Here is an 18,457-nt window from a genome sequence, read left to right on the forward strand (position 1 = left end):
CTTTTCAGGCAAAACGGGAAACAAACGGGAAAAATGGCCAAGCGAATTCGACTGACAGAAATGGAAGCCTACAACGTCAAGGGCAAGAAATCTGAACCTATCGGAACCCGTGGCAAAGGCACCCTCACACTCGAACGCAAAACGGCTGGATTCATAAACGGCTACTACCGCGAACGCACGAATGCCGGTGACAAGCGTATAGCGCTGGGCACCCTGACCAAGAAACCGCGTTCCGGTACAAATGAAATGGACCTGGACACGATGCGACTTGCAGCTCTGCGCATCGCGACTGCATCCATAGCCGCTGGAGGTCTTGAGCAGTACCTCAACCAACAAGTGGAACTCAAAGCAGCAGCGGACGTAGAACAGGCCCAAAAAACCGAACGGGAAGCACGGCGCGGGAGCTTTGGCGACCTTCTGGACAGCTACGTCGCACACTTGGAAAAAGCAGGAAAAGTCAGCCATAGAGCAGTTGCCAACCAGTTTAAATCCCACGTCAAGGACTACCATCTAGAACTCATAATGCGCCCCGCCGCCCGGATTGAGCCGGAGGACATCCAGCTTATTTTGTCCGGCGTGCTGGGACGCAAACCGAAGGGCCGAGGAGTCGGAAACCGGGCGGGAGGTGGAGCGTCGAACTCTATGCGGTCTATCTGCAATAATTTGCGTCTGTCGTTACAGGCAGCGTTCAGCTATGCGACCAAAGCTCACCTGTCCCCTGAACGATTGGCCAACAGCGGCAAAATCTTTGCTATCCAGGCCAACCCTGTCCGGGATGTTCCTGCCGTCCAGGGTGCCAAGCGCGCAAACACAGAGTCGTTAACGCCCATTGAACTTGGCGAACTGCTGCGCTACCTGGACAAGCTGCCGGAACCAAAAAGGGCGATAGCCAACGCCCTGATCTACTTCGGCGGGCAGCGAATGACCCAGCTCTGCGCCACTCCATGGATGGCTGTTACTGACGACACCATTTGCTTGCTCGATGCTAAGGGACGCAAAGAACAGGCATGGGAGCATCTCCTGCCCATTACAGAGCGAATCAGCGAAATTCTGGCCCCGTTGGTAGAGCACCGCATAGGGACAGGCCCTTTCTCATTCTCAGAAGGGTCAACCGCTAGCACGTCAACGATCATCAAAGCATTCAGCGAGGCGGGCCGCGAACTTGCGGCGTCTGGCAAAACTCGTCTCTTCACATACCGTAACGTCCGCGTCAGCGCTGAAACCTTGATGGCCCACCAGGGCATCAGCACCGAGGTGCGCGCCTGGCTGCTGTCACATGGGCGCAGCGGCGTACAGTCCAAACATTACGACCGCTATAGCTACCTACCGGAAAAACGCGCAGCTCTGGAGCAATGGGGGCGCTACCTGGACGCTTTAGCGAAGGGAGAGAACTCTGCCAGCAATGTCGTTTTACTAACTCGCAGATAAGAAATCCGACGAGCGGTAATTATGTATGCCATTTCCGAACATATACCCATATATGTCAAATATGTACCCACGAGGAACTTTTTTACTGGCTAAAAACAGTTAAAACACTCTATCCGTAGAAGTGCACAAGTTGAATACGACTGAAATGCCCCGCTACCATGTGGGCACTGGCGAGTTACACCGTGACGCTCTGAACACCTATAAACACTGGGCTGGACAGCACAGGCAGCAAATAGCAGAAAAGAAAAAGCCCCGGTATTTGCCGTACCGGGGCCTATTCGGAAAGGGAAGTTGGAGCGTCCCCTGCATGCCGCGACAAGCCAGTACGCTATCCGAGAGACGAAGCTTTTTGAGGTGCTTCTTTGCGGGCTATTGGCCCGCCGTGAAACTGTATTGCCAAGAGGCGGACTATGCAACGTCCAGCCATCGACGCGAGCAGTTCACGCTCTCGGTTTTTCCGTACGTCGTTAGAGAAACCGAACAATGACACCATCCACCGACAACACCCAACTCCCAAACCTGCCGCATGCAGGCATCCGAGCTACCACAGAACAACTCTGTACCCTCTATCAGATCAGCCGCACCACCTGGTGGCGCTGGTCGAAAGCCGACAACTTCCCAGCCCCGCTTCGCGCTGGCCGCATTCGGCGCTGGGATGCTGATGCCGTGGACGCCTTCCTCACCAGCCAGAAGGGTTGAGCCATGTCAATTTGTCTACCAACCCGGCCAAGGGTTGCAAACTCGTTCGTGCGCGGCTATCGTTCGCCTGTTGCTGCCAATTCAGCGACCGGGTTTTGCAGCCCGAACATCGTTAGGCGCATAAGCGCCACCATTCCGAAAGCTGGCGCTTTTTTTGTGCCTGAAGTTTCGATTTATGGTGGCTGTGCGTGGGGCGCTTTCGAGCGCGCCGGGTGCCTAACGTCCCGGTCTGCAAACCTGCGTACAGCCGCCACCCCAACTTGTTTTGCAGCAAGCAGTGGCGGCCCCTCAACGTTAGGAGCACCACCCATGATCACCCTTATTCCGCCCGCAATCCGCGCACTTGCTCACCGTCGTATGGCCCTGAGCACCCTCCGCGCAAACTCATCCCTATCCGTTCGACTCAAACGCTACAACGCACATATGGCGATTGTCCGAAGCTGTGAAACCATTGCTTCCAACTCGCCTGAAACAACGCTGCATCGAGTAATTGGCTACCCATTCGCTAGCCACGATTGAGCATAAACAATCTCAGAGTTCTATCGCCTTTCTTGGCCGCTAATAACGGTCACGTAACCCAACTTACTCGACGGGTTTAACACAATGATCAGTTTTCAAATGCGCAGGAATGCGTTGACGGGATCGGCTTGCCCGAAAAAAGCCTCTGATATCCAGCACCAGGTCAAACAAGTAACTCGTGACGGGTACGTAGCTCCCGTCCGCACCTATTACCTGGTTGGTGACCAGCAGAGTGTCCAGACTGGGGACTACGGCACCGCGATTACCGGAGACAGCGGAAAGGCCGTTGCCGGGGAAAGTGGTTTCGCCGTCGTAGGGGATCGCGGTAAGGCTCACGCTGGAGACTTCGGCACAGCCTATGCCGGAGAGGTCGCTACAGCCATCGCTGGAGATTGTGGAGTGGCGACTGTGCGGGACTGTAGCAACGCCGTCGCCGGAGTCCTGGGGACAGCCATCGCAGGTGACTATGGCCAGGCCTCAGCCGGGGCAAGTGGAATAGCCAGCGCCGGAATTAAGGGCGTCGTTGCAGCCGGCGAAAAAGGCGAAATCCGGCTCAGATACAGAGATAACCAAGTCGAACGGTATCGAACCGCTATTGGCTATATCGGTGAGAACGGCCGTGCGCCAAACACCGCCTATTCGCTTGATGACAACCACGCTTTTGTACCGGCCGCCCGTGCTTTGGGAGATGCGCAATGACCACGACTACCCCAACGGCCGCCTGGGTAACAGCCCAGCAATTATGCGCCCGTTACCAAATTAGTCGCACCACGTGGTGGCGCTGGTCGACAACATCAGGCTTCCCTTTGCCTATTCGTTTTGGCCGCACAGTGCGCTGGGACGTTAATGCGGTAGAGACCTACCTGACACGGCAGGAATCGAATCAGGAGGAAGGTACTCATGAATAAGCCCAGCCCCCTCGACCAGATACGACAAGCCGCCCTATACGCCCTAAGTGCTGCCGAATCGCTGTTGCCCGAATGGCTACCAGGAGGAACACGCAAAGGCCGCGAATGGGTGGCACCCAACATTGCCCGCGACGATCAGAAAGCCGGTTCCTTCGGTGTGTCGCTCGATTCTGGCCGGTGGAATGATTTTGCCGACAATAGCGCGCACGGCGGCGACCTGGTGTCACTGCTGGCCTACCTCAACGGTTGCCGACAACTGGACGCGGCCAAGGAGATTGACGAACGTCTGCGCCTGGGACTTTTCGATCTCACAGCTTCCGATGCTCAGCAGCTACAGGAATGCCGCCGACAGGCCGAGCAGGAACGTACCGCATCCGCTCTCCGCGCGCAGCAGGCTCAGGAGGAGAAAAACCTTGCGGCCGCCCACCAAGCCTCGCAGCTCTGGAAAATGGCGAAACCCGCCGATCCGCAACACACCTACCTGCGTACCAAAGGTGTACAGCCGTATCTGTTGCGCCAGTTGAGCCGGGGGCGCCTGTTGGTTCCGCTCTGCGACGACGGGCGACTGGTCAACCTGCAGACCATCACGCCGGATGGCGGCAAACGTTTTTTGTCGGGTGGCCGTGTTCATGGCTGCTACTCGCCCCTCGGCAAAGTCTCTGAAGGCTGTCGCCTGTATGTCTGCGAAGGTTGGGCCACCGGCGCAACGTTGCATCTAAACACCGGGAGTCCGGTGGTCTGTGCAATGAACGCGGGAAACCTGAAGCCCGTAGCCGTGGCAATGCGTCAGCGCTACGGCGCAACGCTGGATCTGGTCATTGCCGGTGACGACGACCGAAAAACTAATGGTAATCCTGGAAATCGCGCAGCCAACCAGGCAGCCCGTGCAACCGATGCTCGCGTGGTTTTCCCGGAATGGCCCACTGACGCCCCGTCTGATCTATCCGATTTCAACGACCTGTACCTCTGGCTTACAGGTCAATCCAAAGAGAGCCGCAAGGCATGAGCACTCACGAAAAAACTTCCGCGTTGAGCCTGGTTGGCGATCCCGCCGCTCCAGCACCTGAAAAGCTGGAGCGGCCACGCTTCGCCGTCTATGAACACACCCGCACGATTGAGGGCAGAGCGTACAAGGCAGGCACCTGGTATCACGGCGTAAAGCAAAGCGGTGCAGAAGAAAAGGCTATACCAGTGGATCACTGGATCTGTGCACCCTTAAATGTTGAAGCTGAAACGATTAACTCAGACGACGGCAGCGTTGGACGGCTGCTGTCTTTCAGTTATAGGGGAAAGCGGATCGAGTGGGTGATGCCTATGGAAGCACTCGCTGGCAAAGCTGATGAAGTCATGAAGGCGCTGATGCGCCAAGGCTTAGCCATTGAGTACCACCAGCGGCGTCATATCGCTCCGTACTTGGCGAGCCATCACGCTCCCGAGTTGGTGATCGCTACAACCACCAAACCCGGCTGGCACGAGTCAGGGGTCTTTGTACTGCCCTCTTGCGTGATTGGCGGGGACAACGTGCGCTTTCAGGATTCCGGCAGGGCAGCAAACATCTTCACCACCAAGGGATCGATCAGCGGCTGGCAAACCGAAATTGCTCAACGCTGTCTGGGAAACCCGGTGTTGATCCTGTCGGTCTGCTGCGCCTTGGCTGGGCCTCTGCTCGCCAAGCTGGGAGTGAATGGCGGCGGTGTTCACCTGGTAGGGGACTCATCAAGCGGCAAGTCGCTCGCGCAGCTCTTAGCGGCGTCGATCTGGGGTAACCCTGGCAACTTCGCGGCGTCCTGGGACGTATCGAAAGGTGGTGTCGAAATTGAGGCCGCTTCTCGCAACGACACCATATTGATCCTGGATGAAATCAAACGGGCCGACCCTAAGCGTGTTCAGGAAATGGCGTATGCCATCGCCAACGGCATGGGCAAAGGCACGATGACCCGTGAGCGTGAGGGGCGCGCCAAATTGACCTGGCGTGTACTCGCCCTCTCTAGCGGTGAACGATCCTTATCAGACCATGCGGCCATTGGGGGCGGCAGTGCTCACGCCGGGGCAGAATTACGCATGGTGGACGTAAATGCAGGCACTCGCACACACCGCGCCTTCGATGATGTGCACGGACTGACAGGACAAGAATTTCACCGAACGCTTAACGATGCAGTTTCTCAGCACTATGGCCACCTTGGCCCCGCATTTGTAGAGTCGATTATTCAGCAACCCGAGGACCTCCATAGCGAGTTCGCAAATGTCCGAGAAGCCTTTGGCACTGAAAGTTCACAGGCCGGGCGGGTCGCTGATCGTTTCGCAATTATGGCACTGGCTGGTGAGCTGGCAATCCGCCGCAAGCTGATAAAATGGCCCGAAGGCTCTGCCACAAAAGCTTGTTGCCTCTTGTTCAATGAATGGCTTTCGACGACAGGTGACGGTAACGCGGAAGACCGCCAGGTCCTGCGTGGCATCGCTGACTTTATCGCTCTGCACGGTGATAGCCGCTTTTCGGATGTACGCGCCGAACACGCCAACCTCACTGTCCGTGAACGAGCGGGGTTCTACGAGGTGGAAGATGACAAACGCCTGTACCTGTTCAACACACCCGCGCTTCTTGAAGCGGCTTCCGGCTTCGGCAAAGAAAGAATCCTACGAACCCTGTTGGGGGCTAGAGCGATAGTCAAAGTAGACGAAGAAACCAAGGGCAACAGACGGACCAAAAAGTACCGCACGCCAGGCGGTGGGAGTTCCCGTTTTTACGTAATCGATCCCGAGCTACTGGAAAATGAAGGGGAAAATCGATAGCGAACCCCGGCTAGGCATACACCCAGTATGAGTTTTTGGTGGGAACAGCGGGAACAAGGGAACGAGCCAGCACCTACGGGGCTTTCAGCGTTCCCTAGTAAGATCCAAGAGTGGGAACATGGGAACACAAGTCTGTTTAATAAGGGCTTTACCCCTCCCCTTGTTCCCGCAAAAAAAAAGCCGGGAACATCAATATGCGCTGTAAGCCCCGTGCTACAACGGGCTGATCCCAAAATCCCGTGTTCCCCACGTTTTTGGGTTCAGACGTGGTAGCAAGGTGGCCAGTGATGTTTCTGTTGACGGAAATAGAACGCATTGATCCAAGGAGCCAGTTCGAAAATCCAAACGGCGGATCATCTGCCACGACGATACTCGTAAATCCCCCAATCTTGGCGAGCAGCTTTTGCCCTCTTCGGCCTGAAAAAACACTAGGACTTTTGAATTCGGGATCTCGAGCCCCATGAGTGACGCCGTATCGTTCATATCGTTCTTTTGAAAATGCTTCGTACGTTTGAGAACTCCCCTCTCACCCAAACGGCGTTATTTTCACGGCTGCCTGGAAACATAGTTCCTCGAAAAAAGCTCCTGCACCAAGCGTTTCGAACCTCGGCTAAGGAATGAAATCGTGAACGTAGAATGAGAAAAACTCTCGCCAGCAAAGGGGGGAATCGTTGTTGAGGACGATCCAACACTGCACATGTTGATGGTCGATATTTTGGTCGGGATCGGCCTGCACCCAGTGGGCTTCGAAACCGCCGATGATGCATTGACTTACCTATTAAGCATGCCGGATGGTTGTCCTTTGGTGATCGCGGATCATGGTTTGCCAGGTCAACTTCAAGGTGCGGAACTCTAAGAAATGGTGAAGGCGAGATGGCCCTCTGTTGCTACGGTTCTCACTTCCGGCTACGCGCTGGCCCCCTAAATTGTGCCCTCCTCAACGACATACTGGAGCAAGCCCTCGTCTCTAAATGAATTGGTGATGGCTGTCGCGAACCTACTTCAACCTGGTCGCCCCCTCGGAGAAACGTCGTGACGGTTTGTGAAAACGGTGCATTTGCCTAAAGGCCCCAATTTACAAGGGATACAGCTCGAAGAAAGGCATCTTGAAGTGAGGACCAACCCGAAAAGACGCAGCCCTTCGGAAATTGAAAACTCGCCAAAAACCAAGTTTTCCAGTTTTTCACCTAATGAAACCGGGGGCCTCCAGCTTCAGCCCGTTCAGAACTACCCGCAGCGCAGCTGTGCAACCGCGCTTCATTTCTCTTCCAACTCTTTCATTTTGTGAAATTGCCGACGCCCCGGGGATGCCCCGGCCCCGCCTAGGCTGCAGGATCGTTTGCAGCACATCGGGGTTTACATAAAAAACGGACGCAAAGCCCGTCGGCGGGAGGGGGATAAGTGCTTTTCCATGCTGATTTTTTTCATGGCTGGATTTTTTGCGGCAGGTGCGAAATTGCACTCTATTTGACCACCCGCGTTGACCCGCAATTCGCATTGGACTCGAAAACGATTGCACGAATTTGACCGGCGCGCTTCGTGATAATGATCGGCAGGAACCGGCCCAGATGTGTAAAAACACCCGTGAGCCTCGTCTTCGTTGGGCATCGACGCTCGTTGGCTGGACGATGGCATGAGCAGCGCCATGGCTGACCGTCGACGACTTGGAGCGCGCCAGCGCTGTCTGCACGTTGTAACCGACGATTCCAGTGCCGCGAGTCATCATAGAGCGGGCGTCTGGATCGGTCAGTGAGACCTGTTTATCCGGCGATTCGTTGAGCTGAATTTCAATGACCTGTAACTCTTTCATCTGAGCTTTGAGCTTGTCGATTTTCTCTTGCAGACGAGTAGCTTTGGGCTGAGCGATGGAGGGTTCTTGCTGATCGGCTTCGTCGAGCGCAGTCAGATACCGATTGATACTCGATTCAATTTCTTCCATTCGCCGCTTCAGCTTGGCGCTGGTGAAATTGCGGTCGCGGTTGTTGACGGCCTTGAATTTACTGCCGTCGATGGCAACCAGATTTTCTCCGAATAATCCCAGCTGCTGGCACAGCAGCACCACGAACTGGCGGCAGACGCCTCGGATGGCCTTGCTGTTGTCTTTTCAGAAGTTGGCGATGGCCTTGAAATCGGGCATCAAACGCCCGATCAGCCACATCAGCTCGACGTTGCGTTGGGCTTCTCGTTCCAGGCGCCAGCTCGACTGAATGCGGTTCAGATAGCCGTAGATGTAGATCTTCAGGAGGACAGCGGGATGGTAAGCCGGCGGGCCAGTATCTGCCGGTATGGCGCCTTCAAAACCCAGTTTGACCAGGTCGAGTTCGTCGACAAAGACGTCGACTACGCGCACCGGATTGGTATCGGCGACGTAATCGTCGAGGCTTTCGGGCAGTAAGGTGCTTTGGCCCCGATGTTCACCTTGGATGAAGCGCTTCATGGGCGATCCCTGCGATAAATTCCTCAGAAATCATAGCAAGGGTTTGCAAAGGCGTTTTTACACACTCTCGGCCAATCGCAGTCAGTCAGCAACTACAAAACTAGGGGAGATTCAGTCACTCTGTTGAACTGTTCAGAAGGTCACAACGTCAGATTGAAAAATTATGCTTGGTGCAATCATGAGAGGAACTGAAGTCTCTGTCATAAAGGCAGCAAGACAATGGGCGGCTAGGAATAATCAGGACGGCGCGCAAGTGGTCATTGAGGCGGCCGACGCGATTGGTAAAATCAGGTCAAAATTTACTGGTAATCAGTATCAGAAGGCGCTCGAAAGTCTCTATGAGAGCTATACCGAATCATAAGCCTGTTCGCTGACTGACCACGTCTGGCCGACTCCCGCCCGTCATGACCGCCAGAGAGCGGCCAAGCCCCGCCCTTCGCGAGGGGCAGAGAACGGCCAAAGGCAGACTCCGATACGTCTAGAAAGCCAGCGGTGATTCACTTCACTACAGGTATAGCTTCTGTAGATGGCCTTTCTGATCATGATCGCAGGCTGACCAAGCTTGGATTTCCGCCGAAAAAGAAAATTTAGCCCCCTACCGCTCACCCCTTGGAGGCGGCGTGGCCGGGAGAGCTTAGGAGATCGTAAAGCCCAGCGCGGCGTGATATTAATTAGCGATCGCCTACGGTCCAGGAGAAGGGCATGCTAAAAATACCTCTACCGCTTTAAACGTTGTGGTCCGGCGACCTGGATGTAGTGTTACACGCTTTTCAAGCTTTTGATTTATAAAGAGAAGTTGTAAAAAATTCAGCGGGTGATTATTAACACCGCCATACGACATGAGCTTTATTCTTGATTCGCGACTGCGCTTGGCGAGAGGGACCACCTAGGGCGTACTCTCCTTTATTTTTTAGTGTCAAAAAATCTGACGGTTGACTGAGGTTGTAGGTGCGAATAATTCTTGTTACATTGAGATTGAGACGTTTATGAGTGGAGCAAATAGGCTGCGATTTGTACACCTTTCAGATATTCACTTCAATCACAGAGCCGCTCAAATCGGCTTCGATCCTGACCGCGAGTTAAGAAATTCAGTCACTCGCGACATCGCAAAGATGTGCGGGGAATTAGGGCGTGCGGATGCCATTCTCGTGACAGGTGACATCGCTTACGCAGGAAAGCGCACTGAGTTTGAGGAAGCGGCTCGTTGGCTTGAGGAGGTCTGCGAGGCAGCAGGGTGCGGATCGGAAGACGTCCTTATGTGCCCGGGCAATCATGACGTGGATCAAGGCGTAATTGTTGAAAACCCGCTGATTCAGGATGGTCATGATGCTGTTCGAAGAGGCAAGAATCACTTTGATCGCGATCAGGCACTTACCAGGCGATTGATCCAACCTGATGCTTGTAGCCTCTTTTACCTACCTATATCCACCTATAACGAATTTGCGGCGCGTTACCAGTCATCATTTTTTGCCGATGCGAATACTTTCGTCTGGGAGCACGATTTTGCTCTAAATGACGGCACGACTCTTCGAATCCGGGGCCTCAATACGGCGCTGCTTTCAGGATTGTCTGATGTTGAAGGTAGCTTGTTCTTAGGGTCGCGAGCTTGGACTCTCCCTCGTCAAACGGGTATTGAATACTTGGTGATGGCGCATCACCCTCCAATGTGGCTAGCCGATCAGAAGGAAGCGGAGAGGGCCTTCAATAATAGTGCTCGGATTCAACTTTTTGGCCATGAGCATGATCAACGCATCGTGCCAGGGCGGGACTGGATTAAGCTTTTTGCTGGATCAGTCAATCCCCATCGAGCTGAGCCAAATTGGAGACCTGGCTACAATATCATTGAGGTGTACGTTGACCCCGGACTGCCCCGAAAACTCAAGGTAGAGGTACATGCCCGGGACTGGCAGGGAGACCCCGCTCAGTTCCGATCTATCGAGGATGTTGGATACGATCCCATTCATCGTGCCGACATAAATTTACCTAACCTACCAGCTGCGATGTTCAATCAGGCGCGTCCGGTCGCCGCCGATCCCCCCGGGCCGCCGATGTCAACAGTTAGTAGCGCGATGAGGGCGACAATTGTGGAACCGCAGCATCGTTTCCGCCTATCTGTTTACCGGTTCTTCAAGCTTACACTCTCGCAAAAAAATGAGATTGTCGGGCATCTCAAGCTAGCGGAGGAAAATGATTGTAGTGGTCAACTGATCCCGGACACGGTTTTAAGGTTTTCTTCGGTTTTTGCCGGAGCCAACCCATCGTTAAATTGGTGGGGCCGGATCCAGTTGTAGTGATGCATCAGGTATTGGCTGATATCTCGCTGAGCTTGCTGGCCGGTCATGTACCCAGTGGTCGGTATCCACTCTGTTTTCAAGCTGCGAAATACCCGTTCCATCGGCGCATTATCCCAGCAGTTGCCTCGGCGACTCATGCTCTGGCGCATCCTGTAACGCCACAGCCGTTGGCGAAAGTTGCGGCTGCCATATTGCGACCCCTGATCCGAGTGGAACAGTAGCCCTTGAGGCTTGCCACGTTGCTCGTAAGCCACGTCCAGTGCCTTGACCACTAGGTCTGCATCCGGCTTTGCGGATAACGCCCAGCCCACCACTCGGCGGGCGTAAAGATCCATAACAACCGCAAGGTAGTGCCATTTTCCCTGTGCCCAGATGTAGGTGATATCGCCGCACCAAACCTGGTTGGGCGCTTCGACATCAAACTCCCGGTTCAAGATATTCGGGATATCAGGCCGCTCGACTGTCGCCTTTTTATAGGCATGTGATCCCGGCTGTTTGCTGACCAGTTCCAGCTCACGCATCAGCCTGCGTACCTTGAAGCGTCCAATGTGTTCACCCTCTTCTTGCATCATTAACATGATGCTTCGACTGCCCGGCGCACTTCGTCCTTGGGTGAACAACTCGTTCACTCGGCTACGCAACCTGAGGCGCTCAACGTCTGGTGTTCGCCGCCTGAGACGATGTGCGTAGTAGCCCGAACGGGCAACTTCAAATGCCTCGCACAAGCAGTCAACAGGCTCATGGACGCTTAGCTGATTGATCAGCGCGTACGCTCGAGATCTTCCGACATCAAGAGCGCGGTAGCCTTTTTTAATATTGATTTCTCGCGTTCGAGGCGAGCAATCCGAGCTTCCAGCTCCTGGATTTTTTGCTGCTCTGGAGTCAGGGCCTTGCTCTGGGGTGTGACGCCGGTGCGCTCTTTCTGAAGCTGGTCAACCCAGCGGCGCAGAGCCGACTCACCCACACTCATTGAGCGACTGGCTTCAGTGAAGCTGTAATTCTGCTTGAGCACGAGGTCAGCAGCCTCGCGTTTGAAATCTGGTGAAAAGGTACGGCGTTGCTTGGTCATCTGACACCTCAGTCTGGCGAGCATTCTCGCCTAAATGGGTGTCCGGTTTCATTAGACCACTACAGATAGCCGCTTAACAGATGTTGAGCGGTTTAAGCTCTCATTAATTCGTGCGCGCGATTCGGGACAAATGGATGCGCTTGAAGACCTTATGCGAAAATTGGAGCAGGAATGATGCAAGCGATAAAGCGGATGGGGATCCTTTACGGAAAGTTTGGATTGGCGACAGATGCTGCGCTGATTGAGGCTCGCGGAGTCGGAGTGGAAGCTGCCGCCGCAGCTCTTAATGTTGACGGTATACCAGAGCTACTTCGATATATATTCGGTTTGGTGCGCGACGGGGCGCCGCCAGCATTCTTCGAAGCATTTAGCCAAAAGGACCCTACGTTTGATGTTCAGCCAGCGGATAAAGAAGCGATTTTACTGGCGACCTCGATAGCTAGCTATGAGTTGGAAAATGAAACCAACGTTAGCGGCATGCTGGCGCTTTGCCTTATGACTGCCTCAATGGGGGGGCTTCGGAAACCTGTTTTGGACGAGCAATTGCTTGTACTTGCCGAGCGTACGTTGGCTGAGGCACAGGGACAAAGCAACGTAGTTCCCAGTGTCAGGACTGCTCCCAAGCAGCCAAAAGCGTTGGCTGAAATAGTCGTTGCTTTAGACGCCGCAACCAATCAGCAGCATCTTCATGTAGCGAAAGCTAGCGTAATGGGCTCCGTTCAAGAGCTTATTAAGTATGTTGAGTCTGCCGCTTCAGCTTCTGCTAAGGCCGACAATGAGACTCTCGCTTATGTAACTGCTTTAGAAAGAGAGCTACGTACGCACTGGTGGGTAACTGGAGGTTGGAGTACGGATGCGGCAAAGCCGTTTCGTCAGATCGCTACTGTTGAGGCAGCATTACGGGCAGGAAGGGAGCTTTTTGACAAAAATCCCACGAAGCTCGGCCTATTTGCAGCTCCGGCTCTACTAAGCTTGGTCGTTGAGAGCGGGCGCCAGGGTGGACTTGAGGATGTCAGTATTATCGAGGCTGCTACTAATCTGAATCGGGCTTGGCGGAACGAAACGTATGGTGCCATAGCCGTTGGAAAAATAGCCGACTTGCTACCATTTAGCGCTGCACAAGGGTTGGCAGCTGATAGCGCCGATGCCGAAGATTGGCATCCACGATTTAAACGCCTTACAAACATTGATCCATCTACAACACTGAATCCACTGGACCTAGCGCTGCAGGTGTATCGCGAGCGACTGGTGTTCACAAGTCTGAGCAAATGATCATGGATGTCAATGCTTACGGCTGCAGTCTTGCAGGATGCAATGGGCCGATGTCCGGGGTTTGTATCAATGGCCTAAACTTTGAAGAATGCCCTGACGTCATACTTATTTTAGACGCCGAGGAAGTCTCCGTTCCTGTTGAGGACTCCCCTCGTTCAAGCGATTTGGTTAGTACTCGCGGGTTCAGTAGTCTTGATGCCTTAAGCTGTGATGCGTTGTTACGCGCACGAGGAGGGATCGTTGTAGGAGTAGTGGCTGGTCCTGAAGTCGGCAAAACAACAATGATCGCGACAATGTATGAAATGCTGCATCGAGGACACATTTCTGACGCTCAGTTTGCCGGCTCCGAAACGCTTCGAGGATATGAGGAAAGGTGTCATTTAGCGCGCGTAGCCTCCAATGGGCTGATTCCAAATACTCCGCGCACACCAACTTCAGCCAGGCTCAGCTTTACACACCTAAGATTGGCCACATCCAAGGGAATCAAAGACATAATTTTTTCTGATCGGTCTGGGGAGCATTTTGACAATGTACTAGATAATCCGGGCAGTATCGTTGAATTTAGCGAGCTTTCCAGAGCCGATATAATACTTTTATTGGTGGACATCGAGCATTTCTTAAAGACACCCCACATACCTACTTCGCGCATTCGCAGATTGTTGATGACCATGGATCAACAATCGCTCTTGGCTGAAAAAACGGTTCGCCTAATTGGAACAAAAGCAGATCTGGCTAAATCAAACGAAGAGCTAGAAGCAGCCAGAAGTTCACTTCATGCGTTGGCCACTGATTTAAGCCAACGAACTGGGGGGCGAGTGCAGATTTCTCCGTTACTCATTGCTGCCCGGCCTAGAGAGGGGGCTACACAGATTGCCGAAGGCCTTAAAGAATTGCTCGATGAGATTTTAAAAGAGCCCGATCCAGTTGCAGTTGAGCAAGATTTTGCTTGGCCTGTACATCTGACTGAGATGGACAAGTTAATGCATGTGTATCGGAGTAAGAAACGATGATGCATCAATTGATTGTTGGGATGCCAAACTCTGGAAAAAGCACATTTATTGCTGCGCTACGACATCTTTTTGTAGCCAATGAAGTGCATACGGAATTGGAGCTTACCGGCTTAGCTGATAACGAAGCTCACTTGAATCGTTTAGAGGATGATTGGCTGGCCTGTAAAAGAGTTAGCAGAACTAAACCTAATACTGAGGGATGGGTGCAGTTCAATGTTCGAGACCGGCAAAGCGGTGTAGAGTCAATGCTCTCGATCCCGGATTTACGTGGCGAGGCGTTTGAGCAGCCCGCGTGCAGTGGTCAATGTAACAGAGAGCTTTATGATGCGTTGGTAAAGACCGATGGTATTCTTCTATTTACCAACGCTGATAGAGAAGACGATATGCTTCTAATTTCCGATTTGATGGATATCCTTGGTCCGCCAGAGCCTGCCGATAGTTCTGATGATTCACCAAAAGCGGACGCATTCAAACCGGAAAATATGCCAGAGGAAGTAAAGGTAGTTGAGTTTCTTCAAGTGGCAAATAGGCGTCCCCTGAACCCGCGCACTCGAAAAGTCGCTGTTATGATTTCTGCTTGGGATGTGGTGAGTACGACGGGGCGGACGCCTGAAGATTGGTTTTTAGAGCATCGGCCAATGTTGGCCCAGTTCTTAAATTCCAATACAGTATTATGGGATACTCGAATTTATGGTATTAGCGCGCAAGGCGGTAAATTACCGCAGATGAAGGCGTCACTCGAAAAAGTAGCTCGCCCCTCTGAGCGAATTATGGTTGTAGGGCATGGCGCTCAACAGCATGATCTTTCAGCGCCGCTGAGTTGGCTGATGTCAGGGCAGTTTTAAGGCTATGCGTCGGAATAAGGTATTAATTGACCAGGTTTTGCATGGTTATGAACGTGGTCATAAAGAATTAGCTAGCTCCATCGACTTGGATAGCCAGTCTAGATCGGTTATGTTGGTTATGAGCGACTCAATGGCTGCTTTAGAAATGAAAGAAGGGCAGTCATATTTGGCTTCCTACCCTTTGCGTAGCGCTGCAAAACATGTGCTAGCCCGAACTTGGAGTGCTGGGAGAGGATACCGACCAGGCAGTGTATGGACGCACTCTATAATTTTAGATTATCAAGCTCTAGCGTTAATTTCAGATCTCATGGCGCTAAGAGATATTTTTCGACATCCTGAGGATGGCGCGGAACATGATTTTATATCGCCAATCCTATTTTTTTCAGAAACAACGGAAAAAATTGATATCGAAGAAGATTTTCGTGCAATGAGTGCACTTACCCAAATCTACGGTGAATCCTCTCAGTCCAATATAGTTCTTCCGTATTCTGTAGGTGAAAAAAATGAGTTGCTTGCATTAGCTCTGTGGCGACAGATGTGGCCTGGCCTGCGTCGAGAGTTTGCTTTTGTGACATGCCCATTAGACACGCCTATTGGGGTTGACGCTGCGTGTAGTCTACGCTTTTCGAAACGTGAGTCCGATTTTTCCAACTCGGAAAATATGGTTGTTAAAGATGGTCATTTGGTATTGCTACAGGACCTGCAATATTCGGGAGCAACAAGCCTTCGAGCCTTCCTCGGTCGTTATGTTATAGAAAGTAAATACCCTAAGCAATTAGCACCAACTCTAGCGCAATTGCAATCTGAAATAATAGAAGCCCCGATGGGAGTCCGTCTTGAGCAAGTACGCAAAATAGCTCGTGACGCGCATCTTTCGAGGTTGATGCGTGATGCGTTCATGGCTGAATTGAAGGCTGCGCAGTCTGCAAAAAACTTCATTGATATAGTGTGCATTTTTTGTGACGAACTCATCGATATCGGTGCGGGCAGTGTTCTTCCTTCAAATATTTATTTTTCTGAAGAGGATTTGAGAAATGTCATTTCTTCAACAAAAAACTGTGTAGAAGGCAGTGTAGGTCATCGAGTTTTAATTGAGCTCGTTGCAAATGCGGAGCTTGAAAGTCTAGTGGCAATTGCTGACTACGGTAATCGTCTTGTCATTATGCAGTCGCGACCTGAGTTGGTTCTGGTTAAGGATTTCTGGCCCGTTTCGGATGTGGGTCGCGCCAAACTTCTTGAGGAATTGGCAAATAAAGTAGAAGTGGACGCCGAAGAGCTATTTTACGTTTTCGGTTTAGATATTGGTCTTCGGACTACTATTGCAATTCAGTCTATTTCGCGTGAATTGCCCTTGCTGGGTGTTCTTACGTTGTTGAGTGGCGGCGGTAAAGAGGTCAAGAGGTATTTGGCTGCCTGGGTGGTTGGTGTTCCAGAATTTCTTTCAGGGATTTCTGAAAGTGGCTCCGCGCTTACGCTCACAGTCGTTGACCAATTGGCGAGAGCTCAGATCGACTCCGGCAGAAATATAGATCACCCTGCGACTTGGTCATATTTATTGTTTAGCTCAGTATTTTCTGAAATTAGTTCGACATTGAACAGTGCAATAGTAATAGTTGGTTTTGTTGTGGGGATGAGTGGTGGTGAACATTCTGATTTACTACTGTTGAGATTCTATGATCCCTTGCAAAGCATAATTAAGAAATATATTTCTAGTCAGGATGAGAACTACTTAAGAGCTAGGTTGCCTCATTACCAGGGCAGTAGAGCCTTAGATACGTTAGTCACTAAGAATGTTTTGATGGCTTTTTCGCCATCGTTGTTTTTTGATCCTCAGGTTTTTTATGTAAGTCAAGTACCGGACTATTTAACTGAAATTGCGAGAGAGGTCGAAGCACGATACGGGCTTGATGCTCTGGAAAAAGCTTTAAATAGTGGAGCTCTAGAAGGAAAAGTGCGTAATGTGGTAGAGCGGTACATCAAAAATGCAATAGACAAAAAAAAATCATGGACGTGGTGGTAGATTGATAATTTAATAACTGCACCTCCAGTAGCGTGGCTAGCAAGCGACTCAATAGGGTTAGGCGTTTGGACGGATAACACGTCTGCGCAGTTCTCTCCTGGGTCTCAGGATATCGTGCTCCAAAGGGGCGTGCGGACTAAAACTAAGCACCTGCAGCAGTCAGACTGCTAGGCGTTGCCCTCGCGGGCTTGGTTCGGCATAACCGTGTTCTGTTGGTGAAGTCTGACGGCGATGCTCAGTTGGTAGCAGATAACTCAGAAGGGCCCAATCTCTTAGAGTTATCTTCACCCCTTATTCTTCGAGGGTTGTTTGGATGCATCGTAAGCGCTCCATGAACTCCACATTCAAAGCGCTTAAGCGCACGTTTCCGCCGCCATCGCCATTCTGCCGAGGTGAGAGCCGCTGAGGCATGTCTGTCCGGTCTTGCGGTACGCAGCGACGTCTCTGCGAGCACATACATCAAGACGCTTTAGGTACTGCTCTCGACCGGCAGCTTTTGACCCAGAGTGTGTAAAAACGCTTCACCAAAATTGAAGTATGCGCATCTACGTTAAATCTGAAATTTATCGGCACGTCAGCATATGTGGATTTCACGTAGCAACGCGATTTCCAGTCCGATTTTGAGTACCTGTCGCGCTCAAAAACGTTTTTACACACTCTCGGCCGATTGCTGTCTGTGGTGAGGGGTTCGGCGCGGATTGAAAACTGACCGACCCTGTCGATCGTGATTTGATCTAGGGCAGGTTGCTGATTTCGAGCCCGGTGAGCCGTGTCCTCCTACTCGAAAGCTAATGGGCGCAAATTGAATACCTGGGACAGTTTTCAGCCGGCAGGACAGCCGTTATCAAGTCAATGCTCGGCCAGCGGCAACAGCTTGGCTACACCATCATCACCCACCGATGTCTAATCGCCATTATGCGCAAGAAGTTGCGCACTTATCTCGCAAAAAAACCTAATGCATCGCTGAGCGACAAGCCCGCCAAGGCCTCCAGCCAGGTGCGCAAGAAGTTGCGCACTACTGCGCAACTTCTTGCGCACTTTGAGGAGTCTTTTCCCTTCAAAATCACTTAAGCGATTGAAAACCTCGGCCATCCCCCCGGTTTATATAGCCCTCAACATTTCTGGCACGGACCTTGATAACAGTCAGGCACCCACCGGGCGATACC

The 18,457-nt window shown here is 52.3% G+C and carries 13 protein-coding genes and 1 pseudogene; 12 read left to right on the forward strand and 2 right to left on the reverse strand.

Annotated elements, in window-relative coordinates; genetic code table 11:
- Positions 1-60: 60 nt before the first annotated feature.
- The 7 genes from K0F88_RS30970 (at position 61) to K0F88_RS32750 (ending at position 7,200) form a co-directional block, all read left to right on the forward strand.
- Complete coding sequence (locus K0F88_RS30970) at positions 61-1,428, forward strand: integrase (RefSeq protein ID WP_257605417.1); 1,368 nt, start codon at positions 61-63, stop codon at positions 1,426-1,428.
- A gap of 483 nt (positions 1,429-1,911) precedes the next feature.
- Positions 1,912-2,127, forward strand: coding sequence for an AlpA family transcriptional regulator (locus K0F88_RS30975; protein ID WP_219097704.1), 216 nt, complete (start codon positions 1,912-1,914; stop codon positions 2,125-2,127).
- A gap of 603 nt (positions 2,128-2,730) precedes the next feature.
- Positions 2,731-3,345: a hypothetical protein gene (locus K0F88_RS30980; protein WP_219097705.1), complete on the forward strand. Its 615-nt coding sequence runs from the start codon at positions 2,731-2,733 to the stop codon at positions 3,343-3,345.
- A complete protein-coding gene (locus K0F88_RS30985; RefSeq protein WP_219097706.1) occupies positions 3,342-3,554 on the forward strand; it encodes an AlpA family transcriptional regulator in 213 nt (70 codons plus the stop codon). Before K0F88_RS30980 ends, K0F88_RS30985 begins: the two co-directional genes overlap by 4 nt.
- Positions 3,547-4,560 (forward strand): toprim domain-containing protein, encoded by a 1,014-nt coding sequence (locus tag K0F88_RS30990; protein ID WP_219097707.1) that lies wholly within the window; start codon positions 3,547-3,549, stop codon positions 4,558-4,560. Before K0F88_RS30985 ends, K0F88_RS30990 begins: the two co-directional genes overlap by 8 nt.
- A complete protein-coding gene (locus K0F88_RS30995) occupies positions 4,557-6,344 on the forward strand; it encodes a DUF927 domain-containing protein (protein ID WP_219097708.1) in 1,788 nt (595 codons plus the stop codon). The genes K0F88_RS30990 and K0F88_RS30995 overlap by 4 nt, the downstream gene beginning before the upstream one ends.
- A 697-nt stretch (positions 6,345-7,041) precedes the next feature.
- Entirely contained in the window at positions 7,042-7,200 is a 159-nt protein-coding gene (locus K0F88_RS32750) for a hypothetical protein (RefSeq protein WP_257605418.1), read from the forward strand.
- Between the two features lie 789 nt (positions 7,201-7,989).
- Here K0F88_RS32750 and K0F88_RS31005 read toward each other — a convergent pair.
- Positions 7,990-8,781: pseudogene (locus tag K0F88_RS31005) on the reverse strand (transposase); the annotation flags it as partial.
- A 986-nt stretch (positions 8,782-9,767) separates the two neighbouring features.
- Here K0F88_RS31005 and K0F88_RS31010 point away from each other — a divergent pair.
- Positions 9,768-11,072 (forward strand): metallophosphoesterase, encoded by a 1,305-nt coding sequence (locus K0F88_RS31010; RefSeq protein WP_219097709.1) that lies wholly within the window; start codon positions 9,768-9,770, stop codon positions 11,070-11,072.
- On the opposite strand, the gene K0F88_RS31015 is transcribed toward K0F88_RS31010, so the two are convergent.
- Positions 10,982-12,144, reverse strand: a protein-coding gene (locus K0F88_RS31015) for an IS3 family transposase (protein ID WP_219097710.1) whose coding sequence is annotated in 2 segments (ribosomal slippage) — positions 10,982-11,889 and positions 11,889-12,144 — 1,164 coding nt in all. Because the reading frame shifts where the segments join, the coding sequence is not laid out codon by codon here. The two genes, K0F88_RS31010 and K0F88_RS31015, sit on opposite strands and share 91 nt — an antisense overlap.
- 171 nt (positions 12,145-12,315) lie before the next feature.
- Here K0F88_RS31015 and K0F88_RS31020 point away from each other — a divergent pair.
- From K0F88_RS31020 to K0F88_RS31035, 4 genes are read left to right on the forward strand one after another with little or no spacing between them, the layout of a single operon-like run.
- The gene (locus K0F88_RS31020) at positions 12,316-13,416 is read left to right on the forward strand and encodes a GTPase-associated system all-helical protein GASH (RefSeq protein WP_219097711.1); all 1,101 of its coding nucleotides are present in this window, start codon (positions 12,316-12,318) and stop codon (positions 13,414-13,416) included.
- On the forward strand, positions 13,413-14,426 hold the full coding sequence (locus tag K0F88_RS31025; RefSeq protein ID WP_219097712.1) for a hypothetical protein: 1,014 nt from the start codon (positions 13,413-13,415) through the stop codon (positions 14,424-14,426). The genes K0F88_RS31020 and K0F88_RS31025 overlap by 4 nt, the downstream gene beginning before the upstream one ends.
- A complete protein-coding gene (locus tag K0F88_RS31030; RefSeq protein WP_219097713.1) occupies positions 14,423-15,271 on the forward strand; it encodes a hypothetical protein in 849 nt (282 codons plus the stop codon). The genes K0F88_RS31025 and K0F88_RS31030 overlap by 4 nt, the downstream gene beginning before the upstream one ends.
- A 4-nt stretch (positions 15,272-15,275) precedes the next feature.
- Positions 15,276-17,291: a hypothetical protein gene (locus tag K0F88_RS31035; RefSeq protein ID WP_219097714.1), complete on the forward strand. Its 2,016-nt coding sequence runs from the start codon at positions 15,276-15,278 to the stop codon at positions 17,289-17,291.
- The last annotated feature ends 1,166 nt before the right edge of the window (positions 17,292-18,457 follow it).

The organism is Pseudomonas sp. UMAB-40 (assembly GCF_900095275.1).
GTDB lineage: Bacteria > Pseudomonadota > Gammaproteobacteria > Pseudomonadales > Pseudomonadaceae > Aquipseudomonas > Aquipseudomonas mandelii_B.